Source organism: Roseibium sp. SCP15 (genome assembly GCF_040329435.1).
Lineage (GTDB): Bacteria > Pseudomonadota > Alphaproteobacteria > Rhizobiales > Stappiaceae > Roseibium.
The window spans coordinates 234,107-252,190 of sequence record NZ_JBDZYI010000002.1 but is presented as its reverse complement, the minus strand read 5'-3'; the positions used below and the strand labels follow the sequence as shown (position 1 = coordinate 252,190).

The following is an 18,084-nucleotide window of genomic DNA, read 5'->3' as shown; positions in this document are numbered from 1 at the left end:
GCGCCCTCGTCGCCGGTAGCTGACAAAGCTGATTGGGGGGCTCAAAAGGCGACGGTCCTGATCAGGCCTGCGCAGGCGAGAACCGTCAGCAGGCCTAGGCAGGCGCGCTTATAGGTCTGTTCAAGGCTGCGGCTGAACATTCGGCTACCGACAAATACTCCTGCCAGGACGACAGGCGCAAAGACCAGGCCACGTTGAATCGCGGTCTCGTCAAGTACATCGAACATGAGCAAAGTGGCCAGAGAGGTCACCATTCCGCAAAACAGGAACAGAACCAGTGAGCCGCGCATTTTCCGTGCGTTCTGTGCTGATGCGAGAATATAGAGCGCAATGACCATTCCACCGATTGATGCAAGCCCGGTAACGATACCGGCTGCAAAACCGGTTGCAGGCAGGGCGAGCGGTGATGAAAACAGCTTCACATTGATCCTCAGAAGCTGAAGAAGCGTCAGCGTGAGGACCAGGAGCAGCGCGACAAGTTTTGAAAGATCTGTCGGGATGCTTGTTGTCGCGGCAAGTCCGATGGGTACGCCGATCGCGCTGCAAACCGCAAGCGTGAACGCTGTCTTGTGGTCGGCATCTTTCAATCCTCCCCTGAACATGGCAATGCTCGCCGCCGCCTCGAGCAGAAAGCAGATCGGGATCAGTTCAACCGGTGGAATGAAAATCACGATACTCGCCATGAGCACCGCCGACAGGCCAAACCCGGCAAACCCGCGAACCGCGCCTGCGGTGAACACCATGCCAGTCGTCACCATCAGGTAAGGCAGTGACAATCCGGTCCAGTTGACCAATTCCTGCAGCATTCAAGTTACTCCATGTTTGCAGGAGTTTTTGTAGAAGCTGCGAAATCGCCGCAAAAGTTTCGAATTTGCAGGCTTGATCTGCAATAATGCAGGTATGAATTGGGAAAGTCTCAAATACCTGCTGGCGCTCCATCGGACTGGCTCATTGAGCGGGGCTGCCAAGAAGTTGTCCGTGGATGCGACAACTGTCTCCAGACGCCTGGCTGCCCTCCAAGGTGAAGTTGGTGTTTGTCTGCTTGAAAAGACAGCCGATGGTACCGTTGAGTTGACATCGGCAGGGGTGAAGGCGGCAGAACATGCAGAAAGAGCCGAGGCTTCGATTTCCGACCTGGCAGAAGAGCTGAACGGTTCCCGGCAGGGTGAGGAGGGAACCGTAAGGATTTCCTCGGTCCCGTTCGTGATCAACCGGATCCTGATCCCGCGTTTGAAACAATTCACGGAACTCCATCCCGGCATCGAGCTGCATCTGGAATCGGAGGTTCGCAACGTCAGTCTGACAAAACGGGAGACCGACATGGCCATTCGCCTCGGTCGACCTCGGGAAGGCGGTCATAACGTCAAGGCAAAACGGATCGCCGTTCTCAATCATGCAGTCTATTCTTCAGCCCACAATCCGGCTCACAGCTTGCCTTGGATCAGATACCATGAAAGCACGGAGTTTCTGCCGCAGGCGCGCTGGATGGCGGACAACGTTTTGACTGGTGGGCAGGTCGTTTCAAACATCCGCCCTAATGATCTGGAGGGGATAACAGAAGCCGTTGCCGCAGGAATTGGGCAGTCGGTTCTGCCGACGATTTTGGCGGAACGAGACAGTCGGCTTCGCCGTCTTTCGCAACCCGAACCTGATCTGCTGCGCGAAGTCTGGCTATTGCAGCATGCCGACCAGACAGGTCTTGCCCGCATGCGCACCACCAGTCGCTGGCTTGAGAATTTGTTTGCAACCGGCACCAGTGGATGAGGTCGCTGACGTGACTTGCCCCCAATGGGCCGAGGTGTCGTTACAAACGGTTACAACTTTGTCGTCTTTCTTTGGTGGACCTTGTCACTTTTGCCCCTAGTTTTCGGATCAGCATGGAGTTTCGTGCTTTTCAGGGAGCGATGACATGAATGACATGACACCGATGCGCCGGATGACGGCAAAGGACTTTCCGCAGGAACTGCTCGACCTGTATGACTTTTACGCACATGGCAAGATCACCAAGCGTGAGTTCCTGAGCGGGGCTGCGAAATTCGCGGTCGCCGGTGTGACCGCGGCCATGCTGTTGGATCAGCTCTCACCCAACTATGCGCTGGCGCAGCAGGTTGCTCCGGACGATGCTGAAATTGAAACACAGAGGATTACCTATCCTTCGCCGAACGGTCATGGTGACGTCAACGCCTATCTCGTGAAACCGGCAGGGGCCACCGGCAAACTGCCGGCGGTGCTTGTCATTCACGAAAATCGCGGCTTGAATCCATATATTGAAGACGTTGCGCGGCGGCTTGGAAAAGCAGGCTTTTTGGCTCTTGCACCTGATGGACTGACTTCCGTCGGTGGCTATCCTGGAAACGATGACAAGGGCAGGGAGCTGCAACGGACAGTCGACCGTGAAAAGCTACTCAATGACTTCTTTGCCGGGTTCGAATTCCTGCTGACACACGAAGACAGTACCGGCAAGGTGGGCGCTGTCGGCTTCTGTTACGGTGGCGGTGTCGTGAATGCGATTGCCGTTGCCTATCCTGAACTTGCCGCAGGCGTGCCCTTCTACGGGCGTCAGCCAAATGTCGGTGATGTGGAAAAGATTCAGGCTCCGCTGATGCTGCAATATGCCGAACTCGATGAACGTATCAATCAGGGCTGGCCTGCTTACGAAAAGGCGCTCAAGGACAAGGGCAAGACCTACGTGGCGCACATGTATCCAGGCGTTAATCACGGCTTCCACAATGATACGACACCGCGTTTTGATCAGGAGGCAGCCAGGCTTGCCGAAGACCGGACCATTGCTTTCTTCAAGGAGTACTTGAAGTAGCATTAAACCGTTGTCTCAGGAAAACCCCGGGCTCAGGTCCGGGGTCTCTTTTTGAGGTTCTGTTGAAAATTCAAACACTTTCACCAGCTGCTTCGCTGTCCGCTTTCGAGGCAAAGGCCCAGACAGAGATCAGCGTTGCAACGAGTACGACCACGGCTCCCAGATAATAACCTGCGGCAACCGCTTCCGTGGTGATCTCCTTAAGTTCTGAAAGAGCTTCAGGCCAATGAGTGTGAAGCTCAGCTGTCGCGTTTGCCTGGGCCTGCTCGGACTTGAAGAGCAGGACCTGCAATTCGTGTCGTTTGTGCGCGACTGGTTCAAGCTTTTCGGCAACCTCGTTGATCCGCACTTTTTCGATCAGATTGATGACCGAGCCGATGCACGCGATGCCGAAGACGCCTCCGGCCTGGCGCAACGTCTGCAGGATAGCTGAAGCGGTGGCACGCTGTGTCTGGGACACATGCGAGAGGCCTTCCGTGGTCACCGTGCTTGCAAGCAGTCCCAGTCCGAACCCGATCAGCATCATGCCCGGGATCAGCCAGACGATATTATTGAGCTGCAGCACGACGGCCTGCGCGAAGAAGCCACCCGAGATTGCAAGCGTGCCCGCCAGAGCCAGAAGCCGGAAGGGGATCTTGTCAAAGAGATAACCGGAAATCTGTGCCAGAACGATGATTGTCAGCACGACCGGCATCATGGAAAGGCCGGTCTGAAACGGCGTGAATGACAGAACATTCTGAATAAAGATCGCGCCGTACACGACCTGCCCGAGCATCGCGAACTGGATGCAGAAGAGGACCACGCCGCAGCCGAAGTAGACCCGGCTGCGAAAGATCGAGAAATCGATGATGGAGGAACCCGAAGAGGGCTTCCTGAAAGGCAAAATGGTGAGTGCTGCCAGTCCAAGTACAGTCAGGCCAAACGAAGCGTAGACCGGCAAGGTGCGGTCGCCAAAGCTCTGGATCGCAATCGTCAGGATCAGGATTCCGGCAACGAGCAAGATCGCGCCGCCAAAATCAAAGGACAGGTCATTTCCCTTCGGCGCATGCTGACTGAACATGTAAGCGGTCACGAAGGTGATGAGCCCGATCGGCACGTTGATCAGGAACACTGTATGCCAGGAGAAGTGTTGAACCAGAAAACCACCCAGGAGTGGTCCACCGGCAAGGAACAGCAGGCCGCTACCGACATAGATCGACATGGCCCGGCCGCGCATCTCCTGAGGGAATATTCCGAACACGATTGATGTTGCAGCCGGTTGCATGAACGCGGCTCCAATCCCCTGACCTATGCGCGCGGCAATGAAGACCTCTCCAATGGGGGCAATCGCGCAAAGAAGGGAGGAAACGGTAAAAAGACCGACACCGACCGTGAAGGAACGATAGTGACCAAATCTGTCGCCGGCCCAGCCGGCGCATATGAGAGAAGCTGCCAGGGCGAGAGTATAGCCGTTGACGACCCATTGCAGCTCCATCGGACCGAAGCCGAAACTGCGCTGCAACGGTGGCAGCGCGATCCCGATTACAGTCTGATCGATCATGATCATGCCGATGGCTCCGGTCATGTTGACCAGAACCAGATAGCGTTTGTCCATTACCCGTTGCCCCGTAGCCAGGTTGTGTCAGAGGGTTTCCATGAAACCAATGATAGCTTGTTGTGAGGCGGGCTCGTCAAGGATTGGGCAATGCCCCCTGCCATCGATTTCCGCTGCCTGCATGCGGGGAGCCATTTCCTGCATCTTGTTGATGGTTGCCTTTGCAGTCACATCGGAAAGGACGCCACGAATGGACAGAACCGGAATATCCATGTCTGCAGCCTTTTGGTGAGCCACCCACAGGTCTCTCGGTGCTTCCTTGTTTTCGGCAAGGGCCTTGCCGAGATTGTCGTCATACCGGTGGTGCCACTTGCCGTTCTGGAGCCCGTACATGGAAACCGCCATACGCTCCCAGTCAGCATCACTCATGTTCTCGAACTGAGCACCTACATGATCTTTCAGGGTTGTTACGACCTTTGCCAGATCGGACTCGTCCGGAAGCTTTCCGGCATATCCGAAAATCCGTGCCATGCCGGCAACTTCTATGGTGGCACCCAGATCGTTCAAAATGGTGCCGGCAAGCATGTCCGGATGATCCTCGACTATCAGCATTGCCAGTAGCGCGCCGAGTGAGGAGCCGAGAAGAATAACGGGTTCTTCCTCGAGGTGGTTCCAGAACTCGTGGATATCCCGGATGTAAACCGAGGTGTTGTAATTGCTGTAGTCGGGATCGTTGTCGGACGTGTCACGGCCGCGCAGGTTGAGTGTGTAGATACGGTATTTGTCGGCCAGAAGATTGGCTGCGGGATCGAGATCGCGAATGTTGCGCGTCAGTCCCGGCAAGGCGAGGATTGCCGGTTTCCCGGGAACTTTCTCGCCATAGATCCTGTAAGTGAGGTTCAGCCCATCCGAGGTCCTGAAGCTTTTGGCGGCGTAGTTGCCGGAGTCGTACTTGTCTTCTATTGCGGTCAGCATGAAGGCGCTCCTGTCGAAATGGTGAGGATGTCTATGAAGTGCCGACAGATCTGTCAGGCCGCAGTGCCCCGGCGCGAGTGAGACTGACCGAGATCCGGTGCATCCACTCTTTCGCTCTGTGTCCGGTTGTGGACGATGTAATTGATTCGGAAAGCGTTTTTCTCAAGAGCGTAGTCGGCGGCCTTGTAACCGCTTTCAAATCTCTTTTGAATTGTTGAAGGGCTGAAGTCGATCACATTGCGTAGCGCGGCGCGCTCTGCCGGAATGGTGAAGATGTGGGAGATTGCGCGCAAGCGCATCAGCTTGGCGAAGGCAGCTTTCTGCCGCACGGACGAATCCGCAGGCAGGTCCTGTTCCAGTTCCCATAGCATCTCCGCAAACGCATAGGCCTCGTCATGGCCTTCGAATGTCTTCCAGAATTTGTCTTCGTAGACCAGTTCAGTCATTCGGTCGATTGACTGATGCAGGTCCTTCGGGACGTCCCCTAGGGCTCCGAACAGCTCGATCACGAAGATCGGCAGATGGGCGATCTCGTGTTCGTCGAGGATCCTGATGAGGGACTGGATGGGCGTGTTGTCGTAAAGGCCGCCATCCCAATAATGTTCTCCGTCGATTTCGATCGGCGGAAAACTGGGCGGCAATGCGCCACTGGCCATGATGTGTTCGGGCCGCAGGGTGTGCGTGCGGTTTGAAAAGCGTTCGATTTCTCCCGACATCACATTTGTTGCCGTGACGACCACGGTCGGGCTTTCGGGCGCATTCAATCTGTCGAAATCGATGAACCGCTTCATGGTTTCAAGCGCCGGTGAGATATCGTAGATGCTGGGCCGGCGGCTCATGCCGAACATCGAACCATGCAGTTTGAAGAAGCGGGGGTGACCCAGGCTGGTATAGGCGGTGTTGTATTGCTGAAAGAGCGGGAAGGGGTGTTCGTGCCCAAGGTAGGACCACATGTCCTGCAGGGTTTCGTGCGCTTCACCGTAGGTTGGTGCGGCCAGAACCGCTGCATTGAGGGCGCCGATCGAGGTGCCCGTCAGGATCTCCGGACGAAACCCCAGTTCAAAGATGCGCTTGATCGCTCCTGCTTCATAAGCCCCCAGCGCACCACCGCCTTGCAGGACCAGGCCCACATTCTTTGTCTTGTCTTCCATGATTGATCCGCCCGTCCTGTGATCGCTGCGCGCCTTGTGTGCGGCGCACCATTGATGGGCAGTCTGGGGATGTTTTATGGATGTCCCCTTAACCGGCAGGGTTAAATTGAATTAATCAAGTGCGCAGATCGTGGCCGTTCAGGTTCAACTGTCTGGTTTGCAAGAGGAAACACCCGGGAGGGGCGGTTAGACAAATTTGAAGGCCCGTATCCGGCTGAGTATCTCGTCAGGGTCGGCGGCCAGAGTGTGCAGGTTGATGGCAATCAGTTCACGGCCATGTTCGCGCGGGGTTCGTTTCCAATTACGCATCATGAATTTCTTCCAGAGCGGAAATGATTGTGCCTTGGTGACTGCATTTTCCAGGGGCCGGGTCAGAAGCACATCCAGGCGCACAAGTTCCATGTTGCGATCGGACGTGCGTTTGACGTCCGTCATCCGGATTGCCGCCCAGTCGATGAAGCCGATCCGTTCGACATAAAGCCCTTCCTCATTGGCCCCCAGCTGGGGTTTGCCCTTCTCGATCATCGGGTAATGCCAATAGGCCATAGCGAGGGGGGCGGCGCCTGCGAGTGCAAGAAGGGGAAGGTCACCGACAAGGCCGATGACGGCAAATAAAACGCCGAGCAGGGCACAGCCATAGACAATGCCCTCGCTCTGACCGCGGTTGAAGCCGACAGTAAACGGCGTGGGAACCGGTTTTGCAGTTTCTTCCGGGGTTTCAGCCTCTGTTTTGGCCGCCATGAAGGATCACCTTTCGGAGATCCTCAGCTGTCAAGGATCTCAGTCTCGTCAATCTTGATGTCGAAACCTTCCAGCCCCACGTAGTGACGTTCGCGCGAAGCCAGCAGGTGAATTGAGCTGACACCCAGATCCTTCAGGATCTGAGCCCCAAGTCCAACCTCCCGCCATTGTTCCTGTCTAGCTTGTGCGGAGCTGTGGTCCTCGGTATCAGCGGCTTCAAAATCAGTGCGCACACGTTTGGATTGCCGCGCCACGCCGACAGATCCCTCCCGCAGATAGACGATTACACCTCGGCCACGTTCGGCAAAGTGCTGCATGATCTGGTCCAGCGGCTGCGCATCACCGAAGACGTCGTCCAGGACGGATTCAAGTTGCAGGCGCACCGGAACGTTGCGGCCGTCCAGAATGTCACCGTAGACGATGGCAACGTGATGCATCGGATCATACGGAGTGGAATAGGTCATTGCGTAGGCGGGGCCCGCAACGGTCTCGACCGGTTGTTCATTCACGCGCTCGACCATCCGCTCCGTGCGCTGCCGCCAGGCGATCAGGTCGGACACTGAAACCATCTTCAGGTCATGTTCGGCGGCAAACTCTGCAACCTGAGAACCGCGCTTGACGGTGCCGTCATCGTTTACCAGCTCACTGATTACCCCGACTTCCTCAAGGCCTGCCAGACGGCACAAGTCAACCGCTGCTTCCGTGTGGCCTGAGCGGATCATGACGCCGCCTTCCTTCGCTACCAACGGAAAAATGTGACCGGGGCGGACAAAGTCGTCTGCGCCGACGTTCGGATTGGCGAGGGCTCGGACCGTTGAGCAGCGCTCTTCGGCGGAAATACCTGTCGTCAGGCCCTGGCGATAGTCGACCGAAATGGTGAAGGCGGTGGCGAGCGGCGCATCGTTCTCTGCGACCATCGGGTCCAGTCGCAGGCGTCTTGCATGAGCCACCGTCATGGGAGCGCAGATAATTCCGGATGTATGACGCACCATGAACGCCATCTGCGCCGATCTGATCTTGGATGCGGCGACAATCAGGTCGCCTTCGTTTTCGCGGTCATCATCATCGGTCACGACCACCATTTCTCCACGCTCAAACGCGCGGATTGCTTCTGCGACACGGGCCTGGGACACAGGATGCTCCTTGGTTGTAGACAATCCGAGAAAGTCATTGGGGGTGACTGTGCCATCGGTTGCGATGGCAATCTTGCGGGCCATGTCCCGCGAAACCCACACATTGGGGTCATTGCAAAGGGCTGTTACCGAGGCAGGCGAAAGATTGGCGCGGCGCGCAAAGGCGCTGCGGCTTTCACCTGTCTGCAATAGCCATTGATCCAGTCTCATAAAACTGGATATACGCGCAAAATCTTTCAGTCACAAGAGAATGATACGTGTATTTTCAGCGACACTGAAAGCGGATGTTGAAAGTTCACCCCACCTTCACGTATTCCGCAGCCCTGGAAACAAAGGCAGGGGTCATCCAGCGTTGTTCCAATCCCTGGTCCGCACAAAGACCTGCCAGATCCTCGGCAAGGTAAGACGTAAAATAGGGTTCGTGAAAAAGCTGCGGAAACAGTGACAGCAGACCGTCGTAATCCGGCACGTCTCCCGTTTGCAGGCTGTCGACAAACAGGAACGACCCGCCGGGTTTCAGCACGCGCGCAACCTCTCCAATCACCTGCTTGCGGATCTTGGGCGGCAACTCATGGAAAAGAAAAACGCAGGAAACGACATCCATGGAGTTCGAGGCAAACGGCAGCTCTTCCGCCAGGGCCGTGACGTAAGAAGCGCGACGTGTCCTGATCCGCTCACGCGCGACGCCGAGATACGGCTCGGACAAGTCGAGTCCGATCCCGCGAAGGCGCGGAAAAGCCTTGAGGGCGGGGCGCAGCAATCCACCGGTTCCACAGGCCAGGTCCAGGTAATCGACCCGACGCTGATCCTTGCGTTTCAGGATATCTGCAAAAGGCACGAGCACGCGCCGGCGCATGGCCGCCGTGGCGCCCGAAAACAGGACATCAACCTGAAAATCATAAAGACGCGCGCTGTCTTCCGACAGCCAGCCATCGGTCTGGAAATGGAAATTCTGACGGTAGTAGCGCGGCAAAGCCTCTGCGAAATCTTGAAAGTCCTCGTTCACTTCCTGATGCGCACCGGTCGCCCGCCGGCGGGCGACTTCCGGTACGTCCTTGAAGAAAGCGCGGCTTGTGGCAAGCAGTTCCCGTGGCCCCATCGTTCCGTCGGACGGCATGGGGTAAAGGCCCTGTTCCACGGCCTTCAGGTCATCGGCAAAAAGCTTGGCAATATCTGCCAGCATGCGCCGCTGACCGGGAACCGGTCCGTCCGGAACAATCTTTGGAGTTTCGGGCAGCTCTTTCTGGAGCTGCCTGTTCATGCGGCGCATCGCCTCTGAATGAAGCGTGTAAAGTGCAACGCGGCTGCCCTGGTGCAGCGCGTAGCGGGTTCTGCGGGCAAGTTTGAGCAGCGGCGGCAGCCCTCCGGAATCACCTGAGGATCCTGTCTTTTCATCCACCGCTTGCATGGCTCACTCCCTTTTCAAGACTGCCACCACTTCAATATGGGGCGAGTACTGGAATTGGTCCACCGGTGTGACGTTTTGGAGCGCGTATCCACCGTCGATCAGGATCCGGAGATCTCGCGCCAGTGTTGCCGGGTTGCAGGAAACCGCGACGATTGTCTTTACCTTGGATCCTGCCAGGAGCTCTGCCTGCGCCTGAGCGCCCGCGCGGGGCGGATCGAAAACGACCGCGTCAAAGGGCTCCAGTTCTTCCAGCACAAGGGGCCTGCGAAACAGATCACGACGCTCGAAGGTGACTTTCTTCAGTCCTTGGGGTTTCCTGAGTGCCTTGTCGAAAGCAGCGACAGCGGCGGCATCCCCTTCAACCGCGTGCACATTTGCCGTGCGCGCAAGACGAAGCGCGAATGTACCGATGCCGGAGAAGAGGTCCGCGACAGTCTTTGCCTGGCCGACACCGTCCAGAACAAGCCGCGAGAGCGCTTCTTCTCCTGCCAGTGTGGCCTGGGTGAAGCCGCCGGACGCCGGGACAACGCCGATGCCATCCATATCCAGCACCGGAGGGCGAACCTCCAGAAGCACTTCGCCGTTTACTGCCAGTCGTGCGAGATCAAGTTCGACCGTCTTCTGGGACAGGGCAGGGATCTTCCTGTCGTAATTCTTGTCTGCCTTGTCGATGGCAACGTCCAGGCCGGCCGTCGTGGCCAGAACCGTGACCCGCATTTCCCCCTTTTTCGGCAGGATTTCAGCTGCAAGAGACTTGAGACCGGGCAGGGCCTGTTCGATCACCGGGGAAAGCGCCTGACAACCTGCGGCGTCCACCAGCTTGTGGCTGCCCTTGCCGTGATAGCCGAGTATGACATTGCGGCCGGCGCGACCCGCGGTCAGCACCGCGCGCCGCCGTCCCCCTGCGGTCGCAGCCAGCGTATCCGAAACAGCCGCATTTATGCCGCCACCTTTCAGCGCACGTTCGACAAGTTCCCGTTTCCATTCCAGGTATGGTTTCTCGGCGAAGTGCTGCATGGAGCAGCTGCCCGAAGTCTCGCTGTGTGTACAGACCGGGGCGATGCGATCCGGCGAAGTCTGCACGATCCTGGGATTGATCGCACGGCCGTTCTGGACCTTCGCCAGGACCTTCTCACCGGGAAGGGTTCCGGCAACATAAACCGGCCCGCTCTCGGTCTGCGCGATACCGTCACCGCGATGACCGAGTTCTGAAATTATCAGTTCTTGTTCGTTCATGGCTGAGCGATAGCGTTATCGGTCAAGTGGGGCAAGTCCTTCGGTAAACCATTCCTGCTGGTTGGAGCAGACTTTCTGCGCCCGATTGCCGCTCTACGAGTTCGTTTCGTCGTATGTCTTCCGGCACTCGATGATCTCGGCTTCGTGGTCGATTGCCCAATGGGCAAGCCCTGCGACATGCGAGAGAAAGGAAAAACCAAGCGAAGTGAGGCTGTATTCAACGGCTGGGGGGCTTGTACCGAGGACCTGCCGGTTCACCAGTCCGTCTCGTTCCAGACTTCGTAATGTGACCGTCAGCATACGTTGGGAAATGCCTTCGACCGATCGCAGGAGTTGCCGGAAACGTTCAGGCTGGCGCCCAAGGCGCAAGATCACCAGGACACTCCATTTGTCGCCAATCCGGTTCACGAGGTCGCGCACTGTGCATGGACCATTCAGACCATTTGCCCCCCAGCTGTCGACGTCATCATTCAGGTCCTGAATGTCGGAGGGGGTTACCTCAATGTGCCTATCGCATGAATTAGTGCCTTCTTTTCCCATCGAGAAATTGATCCTATCTGGTGGTTCCGAAAGATAACCAGCATACTATGGAGAACCATAATGAGCCAGATCGTTGCCGTATTCGGAGCCACCGGTGCCCAGGGAGCACCAGTTGTACGTCATGCCCTGGAAGGTGGAATGACGGTTCGGGCAGTCGCGCGAGACGAGGCCAGGATCCGCAATCTTCATCCAGAAGCGGAAGCCCATTGCGCAACACTCGATGACGAAGAAGCGCTGGTCAAAGCATTGAATGGCGTCGATGCGGCCTTTCTGCATTTGCCCATGCCGCAATCTCCGGAAGATCCAGGTAACTGGATGAAAGCCTTCTTTGCCGCCGCCCATCGGGTATCCTTGCCGTTGCTGGTTTTTACGACCAGCGGGTCATCCGGAAACCGCTATCCGTCTTCTGTCATCATCGACGGTTCAACAGCGGGAATGAAAGCGGTCCTTTCAAGTGGAATTCCGGCAATTGTCCTTCAGCCGACAATCTACCTTGAGAACCTGCTGGTGGACGTTTTCCTTCCCAGACTTCGTGGCGAGGGTGTGCTTGACTATCCGCCGTTGCCGGCAACGCAAAAGATGACCTGGACATCTCACGAGGATCAGGCCCGAATCGCGGTGGCGGCTCTCACAAGACCGGACCTGGCCGGGCAGAACTTCGAAATCGGGACACCGGGTGCGATGACGGGCCCGGAGCTTGCCGGATTGCTTGAAGCGTGGGTCGGAAGGTCTGTCACTTTCGATCCATGTGCTCCGGAAGAGTTCGGTCAACGGATTGGCGAAGTCCTTGGGAGTCCGGAAACTGCCTTTGCTCTGTCGGATCTTTATGGCGCGCTTGCCAAGATGGAAGAAGGATCACTTGCAATCGAGACGAGACCGGTCGAGGAGGTTTTCGGTGTGAGGCTCACGCCTGTTTCGGAGCATGTTTCCGGGTGGGCAGCTGCATCAGGAAACTGATGGCGCAAGGCGGCCGTGAAGTCTCACGGCCGCCTTCGATGTTTCAATCGGCTTTTTGCAGTTTCTGGTTTCAATACAAGGATCAGAATGCTGAGGAGTGCGCGTGGAGGTGTTTAGTCTCGATGAAGTCCTGACTGATCGGAATCGTCAGTGGTCTTTGCGGATCAGCCCCTTTGCTCTGGCGAAAAGTCCCTTTGAATTTGCCTTCCCGGCTTGACTTGCCGCGTTGTCGGCTGCCGAGCGCTTAGCGAACTCGCGGAGGTCGCTGATTTTGTAACCCTTCTGAGCAGGGCGCTTGGCTTCCGAGGCGATCAGCTCCCGTTGCTCGTCTTCGGCATGCCTTCTGAGATCCTCAACGCTGTCGTAGTTTATGGTTCTGTTGGCGCCAACATTGCCATGGATACCGAACTTGGGGGCGTTCACGACCACCAGTCTGACTTTCTCCAGCGTGTCGTGCCCTTCGAGCCTTTCGTGATAAACGCCGACCGTCCAATCTTCTCCTTCGACACTGAAGGATTCATTGTCGGGAATAATGGAACCTCGAACCTGACAAACCTTGATGAAACCCAGAACCATTTCCAGCATCCACGGAAACGGCACGGGTGCTTCTTCGACTTCAACCATCTTTCCAATGAGCCATTGAGAGCCGGTGGCCATCATGCCGAGTGGCAGACCATCTCCCATTTGACCTGCACTGGAGGTCAGAAAGGGTCTGATGTTCAAAAGGGTCAGATCGCCGCTGGAGGAGACGGCTTCGAAGAACGACTGCGGCACAAGATTGTCGCTCAGGCACCAGTGAATGGCACTGGCAGTATGATGCTGGATGATCAGCCTTGTCAGCTGATTGCAGAACTCGATTGCGCGCTGTGCCTCATCCTGCGTTGTGAACGCTTCCGGCTGCATGCCGAGTTTCTCAAAGTATTCGTCCGGAACCCCTCCAAGGACGCCTTTGCCGATCGTGACGAAAGTGTTGGCCTTGTGACGTTGCACAATGTCCTGCGCTTCCGGCAATACGATCTTGGTGTAGGGCGTTGAGAGAGCGGATTGAAAACCGTCCGCCTCCAGGGGAACGTCATTCTGGCTCACCAGGATCCTGTGCCCGCCCGCATGAACGTGAATGTCCTTTTGCGTCGACGTTGGCATCAGCTGCACTTCCGGGGCAAACTTCAGCTCCGCGGCAAGCTTCTTGATGGTTTCGAAAATCAAAGACCCATCAATGGGTTCGAATTGTTCGTGAAGGATTGCGCTTTCAACGCAAGGTAACGCCGGAATCTGCATGTCGCCCTCTGAATTTCACGGCGACGAGTATCGGTTTGAAAGGTTCTCAAATGGCAAATGGAGCCGGAAAAATTCGCTCTAAAGTAGTGGTGCACTCGTTGGATTTTTGACGTCGCCTTCAGAAAGATTTCTTGTTCAAGAAGCGAGTGAAATGAACTGTAGGTCTCCGGGTATCATGCGTCTGGAGATCAGACGCGATCATCTTGCTTTTTTCCGTAGAGCAGCCATTCGGCATTGCCGTCGCCGCCCTTGACCGGTGAGGGAACAAGGTCACCGGCCGACCAGCCCTTTATGCTCGAAAGCCAGGACTGGAGTTCCCTGGCCGTCGCTTCCGCGACCGCAGGTGCGACCAGGCCACCTTTGCCGATTTTGTCCTTCCCGGCTTCAAACTGCGGTTTGACCAAGAAGATCCCTTCCGCCCCTGATCGGGCAAGCTCCAGCGCCGGAGGAAGGGCGAGCTTGAGTGAAATGAAACTCACGTCGGAAACAAGAAGCTCTGGCTGCTCATTTCCAAGATGCTGAAGAGTAAGGTCACGCGCATTCAAGCCGTCCTGCGCCAAAACGCTCGGGTGAGCTCGTAAGCTCTCGTGCAGCTGATCATGCCCGACATCGATTGCATGGACCCTGCTCGCACCATGTTCCAGCAACACCTGTGTGAAACCGCCCGTTGATGCGCCGATGTCCAGGCAAATCCTGTTTGCCGGATCGACACCAAATTTCTCTAGCCCCTCGATCAGCTTCAACGCTGCACGCGAAACGTAGCGGGAGGCAGGATCTTCAACTGACATGAGGACATCGTCACCGACCTTTTGCGCCGGCTTGGTACAAACCGTCCCGTCGATCGAAACCGTTCCGCGCAAAATGGCATCACGGGCCCGGGCCCGGCTCGGGAACAGACCTTTGTCGACGAGATGCTGATCAAGACGTTGTTTGGACATGCGCCGGGGTTTTAAGCGCAACCGGCCACAAAGAAAAGAATGGAACCAGGAATATTATCCGAAGCAGCTGGCAATCGCCGAAATCAGGCGATCTGCATAAACCCGCTCACCTGCATAAAGCCAGAGCAGGACCGACAGCGCGACGAGGCCTGTCGCGCCGGCAGAGAGTCCAATGTAAAGCGGCATCCGCATGATTTTCGGGTCGCTCCGAAATGCCCAACTAGGAAGAAGCGGGGGCGTTCTCGATCAAACGGCGTAGCTTCTTCATGGCGTTTTCTTCGTCTTCACCGTACGCGATGGTGCCGACGAACTTGTTGTCCGCATTCATCAGGTAAACAGCTGCGGAATGGTCCATCGTATAGTCGCCGTCGTCAAGAGGCACTTTCTTGGCGTAGACCCTGTATGCCTTGACCATGGCATCGACCTGCTCGCGAGAGCCTGTCAGTGGTGTGATGCGGTCATCAAACGCGCCCACATAGTCACGCATGACTTCCGGGGTATCGCGTTCCGGATCGACGGAAACAAAAGCGTAGTTCAGTTTTCCGGCATCGTCGCCGAGCAGCTCCATCCAACCCTGCAGTTCGGAAAGCGTCGTCGGGCAGACATCCGGGCAAAAAGTGAAGCCGAAGAATAGGAGCGTCGGCTTGCCGGCAAACGTCTTGTCGGTGACCGTTTCGCCATTTCCGTTGACCAGCTCGAATGGACCGCCGATGGCCGCCAGCGGTTCGATCAGGGCGCCGGAGTTCTTGTTGCCTGCGGTTTGCTGGTAGACCAGCATTCCGGAAACGACGGCGAGGGCGGCGACAGCCGCCCAGGCTACGTACCGGAAGAGTTTCAAACCGGACATGGTTTAACCTCTCCTGCGTAAGTTAGTTTTTGCTATGGTCCATTTTGCTGTGGTCCATGTTGCCATGATCCATCTTGTCGCCGTCCATGGATTTTGCACCCATTTTTGCAACTGACAGTTCGATGGTCACGTCACCGGCTTTTTCAAAAGTCAAAACGACCGGAACTTTGGAACCTTCTTCAAAGGACTGGTTCAGTCCCATGAACATGATGTGCAGACCGCCTGGCTTCAAGGCAACGGTTTCGCCGGCCGGAATTTCAATGCCGTCTTCCAGCTTGCGCATTTTCATGACGCCATCGGTGACAGCCATCTCGTGAATTTCGGTCTTGCCGGCAACATCAGAGCTTGCGTTGATCAGACGATCACTTTCCAAACCTGTGTTGACGATTTCAACAAATCCGCCACCAGCTTTGGCTTTCGGTGGGGTTGCACGGGTCCACGGATGAGTAAGGGTCAGGTCGCCGACCTTGTAGTCATGTGCAAATGCGGAGAATGAGATGAGCGTAACAGCCGTCGCAGCGGCGATCGCTTTCCAGATTTTCATTTTCGGGGTCCTGGGTATCTGAAGTATTGGATTGGAATTCAGATCAGCAAGGACGGAGGACCTCGAATAGGGGCGATGCCACCCTTGTCAGCCACGCAGAATGGCTGGTCCGCTTCTTCCGACGGAGCGCTTGAAGCCGGTCCGTACATGGACGTTACCGAGGAGATACCTGCCAGACATGGACCGAGCGCGCAGCCATGGGCGCAAACGGGACCACACTGGCAAGCCAGCAAGTCATGTGAACCGGAGTAGCTATGCTCCTGACCGGAAGGCTGACACAGGTTCGTCAGCCCCGCCGCTCCAGCGGCTTCAGGGGAAAGGGCTGTTACGAAAACGACAATGCAGAGACGCAGCGAAAACGCCAGCGCCGCGAACGCCACCAATGGATGGCGCTCCTGCCGCAAGATCTGCAAATGTGTTTTGCGCAAAGCCATGACACGGCTATAGGCCTGTTTTTGCGTCATGTCGAGCGGCGAAACCGCGCAGGTTGCCGGTCCGCTGGATCCCCCTGTTTTCAGGTGCCGGAAGAGGGAGACGTACTGCCGTCTGGCTTGTTTTCCGCCGCCGGAGCGGGTGCCGAATCGTCCTTACCGGTCTCCGGTTCCGGAGTTTTCGCAGACCCGTCTGATGTATTCTCGGTGTTCTCTTCGTCCTCCGACGGCGTATCGAAGTTGTAGATATCGTCCTCGTAGGCCGGAAACTCTTCCGGAGGAATGACGTATTCTTCTGCTTCGGCGTCTAGCGGCTCTGGAGAGATAACCGTACCAACCTGGGCGGTTGCAGCGTATTCGAAGTCCGTCTTTTCATCCGCAGTGAGGGCCTCACGGGCGAAGATACGGGTCAGGATAAACACGGCCAGAATCACGTTGACCGCGACCACCATGACGTAGAGCCCGGATGGTCCGATCTGTCCCATGATGCCGGAGGCGATCAGCGGGCCGGCGATCGACCCGAGGCCGAACGACAGCAGCATGCCGGATGACGTCTCGACAAAGTCCTCCGGGGACGCGTGGTCGAAGGCGTGGGCAACTGCAACGGCGTAAAGTGGCTGGGTGCACATGCCGACCAGAACCGCGCTCAAGACGGCAACTCTGAATTCGGTGGGTGAAAAGAAGACGATCGCAAGGGATGCCGCAGCCGTGGCACAGCCCAGTCCCATGATCACGAGACGTCGGTCCATGCGGTCCGACAAACGTCCAACCGGCCACTGAGCGAGCATTCCGCCGCCGATGATTGCGGCCGCATAAAACGCGGACTGATTGGTCGAAAGCCCGATTTGTGAACCGTAGAGGGGAGACAGCGTCAACAGCGCGCCTTGGGAAACGCCGATCAGCAAAATGCCGACAAAGGCGGCCGGTGAGTTCTTGAACAGTTGCGCAGGGCGGAAGCGGACGAGCGTGATCGGTGCCGGTTGCGTCGAAGTGGTCAGCGAAACCGGCATGACCGCCAGACTCACGCTGACGGAGGCAATTGCAAACGGAACAAAGGAAGCGATGTTAGTGGCCGCCATCGAAATCTGGCCCAGCATCAGGGCGCCGAACAGGATCACGATGTAGAAGGACATTACCGTGCCGCGGTTTTCGTTCGTGGCGCTTTCGTTGAGCCAGCTTTCGACGATCATGTAGAACCCGGCCAGGCTGAAGCCGGAAATGATGCGGATGATGATCCACGCTGTCGGATCGATGATGATGGGGTGCATGATCGCCGCCGCAGACATCAGCGAGACAAGCGCAGCGAAGGCCCTGATGTGACCTGCGCGCATGATCACCAGCGGCGCGCCAAGACAGCCGAGCACCATGCCGACGAAGTAGGCAGACGACATCGCACCGATTTCGAAATCGGAGAAATAGAACCTGTCCGCAGCCAAAGGCAGCAGGGTAGTCTGTAGGCCATGCCCGAAAATGAGCAGGGCGACCGACAACAACAAAGCGGACACGGAGAGTAGCGTCTGAGCCACGGCTGCCTCCTGAAATCTTGGCAAAAAACA

General features: G+C 56.8%; 19 protein-coding genes. 3 read left to right on the top strand and 16 right to left on the bottom strand.

Features of this window, described 5'->3' with window-relative positions:
- Positions 1 to 41: 41 nt before the first annotated feature.
- Complete coding sequence (locus ABLO27_RS08515) at positions 42 to 806, bottom strand: sulfite exporter TauE/SafE family protein (RefSeq protein ID WP_353032030.1); 765 nt, start codon at positions 804 to 806, stop codon at positions 42 to 44.
- Positions 807 to 900: 94 nt separating this feature from the next.
- On the opposite strand from ABLO27_RS08515, the gene ABLO27_RS08510 reads away from it, so the two are divergent.
- Together ABLO27_RS08510 and yghX are read left to right on the top strand one after the other, a co-directional pair.
- Positions 901 to 1,764: a LysR family transcriptional regulator gene (locus ABLO27_RS08510; RefSeq protein ID WP_353032029.1), complete on the top strand. Its 864-nt coding sequence runs from the start codon at positions 901 to 903 to the stop codon at positions 1,762 to 1,764.
- 163 nt (positions 1,765 to 1,927) lie between these two features.
- Entirely contained in the window at positions 1,928 to 2,815 is an 888-nt protein-coding gene (yghX, locus tag ABLO27_RS08505) for a YghX family hydrolase (RefSeq protein ID WP_353033493.1), read from the top strand.
- Positions 2,816 to 2,885: 70 nt separating this feature from the next.
- On the opposite strand, the gene ABLO27_RS08500 is transcribed toward yghX, so the two are convergent.
- The 8 genes from ABLO27_RS08500 to ABLO27_RS08465 form a co-directional block, all read right to left on the bottom strand.
- On the bottom strand, positions 2,886 to 4,409 hold the full coding sequence (locus ABLO27_RS08500; protein WP_353032028.1) for an MFS transporter: 1,524 nt from the start codon (positions 4,407 to 4,409) through the stop codon (positions 2,886 to 2,888).
- Positions 4,410 to 4,436: 27 nt separating this feature from the next.
- Positions 4,437 to 5,324, bottom strand: a complete 888-nt coding sequence (locus tag ABLO27_RS08495) for an alpha/beta fold hydrolase (RefSeq protein ID WP_353032026.1) — start codon at positions 5,322 to 5,324, stop codon at positions 4,437 to 4,439.
- A 53-nt stretch (positions 5,325 to 5,377) separates the two neighbouring features.
- Positions 5,378 to 6,475 (bottom strand): patatin-like phospholipase family protein, encoded by a 1,098-nt coding sequence (locus ABLO27_RS08490; protein ID WP_353032025.1) that lies wholly within the window; start codon positions 6,473 to 6,475, stop codon positions 5,378 to 5,380.
- Positions 6,476 to 6,661: 186 nt separating this feature from the next.
- Positions 6,662 to 7,216 (bottom strand): hypothetical protein, encoded by a 555-nt coding sequence (locus ABLO27_RS08485; RefSeq protein ID WP_353032024.1) that lies wholly within the window; start codon positions 7,214 to 7,216, stop codon positions 6,662 to 6,664.
- Between the two features lie 23 nt (positions 7,217 to 7,239).
- Entirely contained in the window at positions 7,240 to 8,559 is a 1,320-nt protein-coding gene (ribB, locus tag ABLO27_RS08480) for a 3,4-dihydroxy-2-butanone-4-phosphate synthase (RefSeq protein WP_353032023.1), read from the bottom strand.
- 85 nt (positions 8,560 to 8,644) lie between these two features.
- Complete coding sequence (locus ABLO27_RS08475) at positions 8,645 to 9,757, bottom strand: class I SAM-dependent methyltransferase (RefSeq protein WP_353032022.1); 1,113 nt, start codon at positions 9,755 to 9,757, stop codon at positions 8,645 to 8,647.
- Between the two features lie 3 nt (positions 9,758 to 9,760).
- Positions 9,761 to 10,993, bottom strand: a complete 1,233-nt coding sequence (locus tag ABLO27_RS08470) for a class I SAM-dependent RNA methyltransferase (protein WP_353032021.1) — start codon at positions 10,991 to 10,993, stop codon at positions 9,761 to 9,763.
- 93 nt (positions 10,994 to 11,086) lie between these two features.
- Positions 11,087 to 11,533, bottom strand: a complete 447-nt coding sequence (locus tag ABLO27_RS08465; RefSeq protein WP_353032019.1) for a winged helix-turn-helix transcriptional regulator — start codon at positions 11,531 to 11,533, stop codon at positions 11,087 to 11,089.
- Positions 11,534 to 11,593: 60 nt separating this feature from the next.
- Between ABLO27_RS08465 and ABLO27_RS08460 the strand changes: the two genes are divergently transcribed.
- Positions 11,594 to 12,490: an SDR family oxidoreductase gene (locus tag ABLO27_RS08460; protein WP_353032018.1), complete on the top strand. Its 897-nt coding sequence runs from the start codon at positions 11,594 to 11,596 to the stop codon at positions 12,488 to 12,490.
- A 147-nt stretch (positions 12,491 to 12,637) separates the two neighbouring features.
- Here the strand turns inward: ABLO27_RS08460 and ABLO27_RS08455 are convergent, their stop codons facing one another.
- From ABLO27_RS08455 to ABLO27_RS08425, 7 genes are all read right to left on the bottom strand, one after another.
- A complete protein-coding gene (locus ABLO27_RS08455) occupies positions 12,638 to 13,768 on the bottom strand; it encodes a hypothetical protein (RefSeq protein ID WP_353032017.1) in 1,131 nt (376 codons plus the stop codon).
- 188 nt (positions 13,769 to 13,956) lie between these two features.
- Entirely contained in the window at positions 13,957 to 14,706 is a 750-nt protein-coding gene (locus tag ABLO27_RS08450) for a TlyA family RNA methyltransferase (protein ID WP_353032016.1), read from the bottom strand.
- 54 nt (positions 14,707 to 14,760) lie between these two features.
- Entirely contained in the window at positions 14,761 to 14,898 is a 138-nt protein-coding gene (locus tag ABLO27_RS08445; RefSeq protein WP_353032015.1) for a hypothetical protein, read from the bottom strand.
- A 28-nt stretch (positions 14,899 to 14,926) separates the two neighbouring features.
- The gene (locus ABLO27_RS08440) at positions 14,927 to 15,553 is read right to left on the bottom strand and encodes an SCO family protein (RefSeq protein WP_353032013.1); all 627 of its coding nucleotides are present in this window, start codon (positions 15,551 to 15,553) and stop codon (positions 14,927 to 14,929) included.
- 22 nt (positions 15,554 to 15,575) lie between these two features.
- Positions 15,576 to 16,097 (bottom strand): copper chaperone PCu(A)C, encoded by a 522-nt coding sequence (locus ABLO27_RS08435; protein WP_353032012.1) that lies wholly within the window; start codon positions 16,095 to 16,097, stop codon positions 15,576 to 15,578.
- A gap of 38 nt (positions 16,098 to 16,135) precedes the next feature.
- The gene (locus tag ABLO27_RS08430) at positions 16,136 to 16,561 is read right to left on the bottom strand and encodes a hypothetical protein (RefSeq protein WP_353032011.1); all 426 of its coding nucleotides are present in this window, start codon (positions 16,559 to 16,561) and stop codon (positions 16,136 to 16,138) included.
- Positions 16,562 to 16,611: 50 nt separating this feature from the next.
- Positions 16,612 to 18,054 carry an MFS transporter gene (locus ABLO27_RS08425; RefSeq protein ID WP_353032010.1) on the bottom strand — a complete coding sequence of 481 codons (1,443 nt, stop codon included), beginning with the start codon at positions 18,052 to 18,054 and terminating at the stop codon, positions 16,612 to 16,614.
- Positions 18,055 to 18,084: the final 30 nt, after the last annotated feature.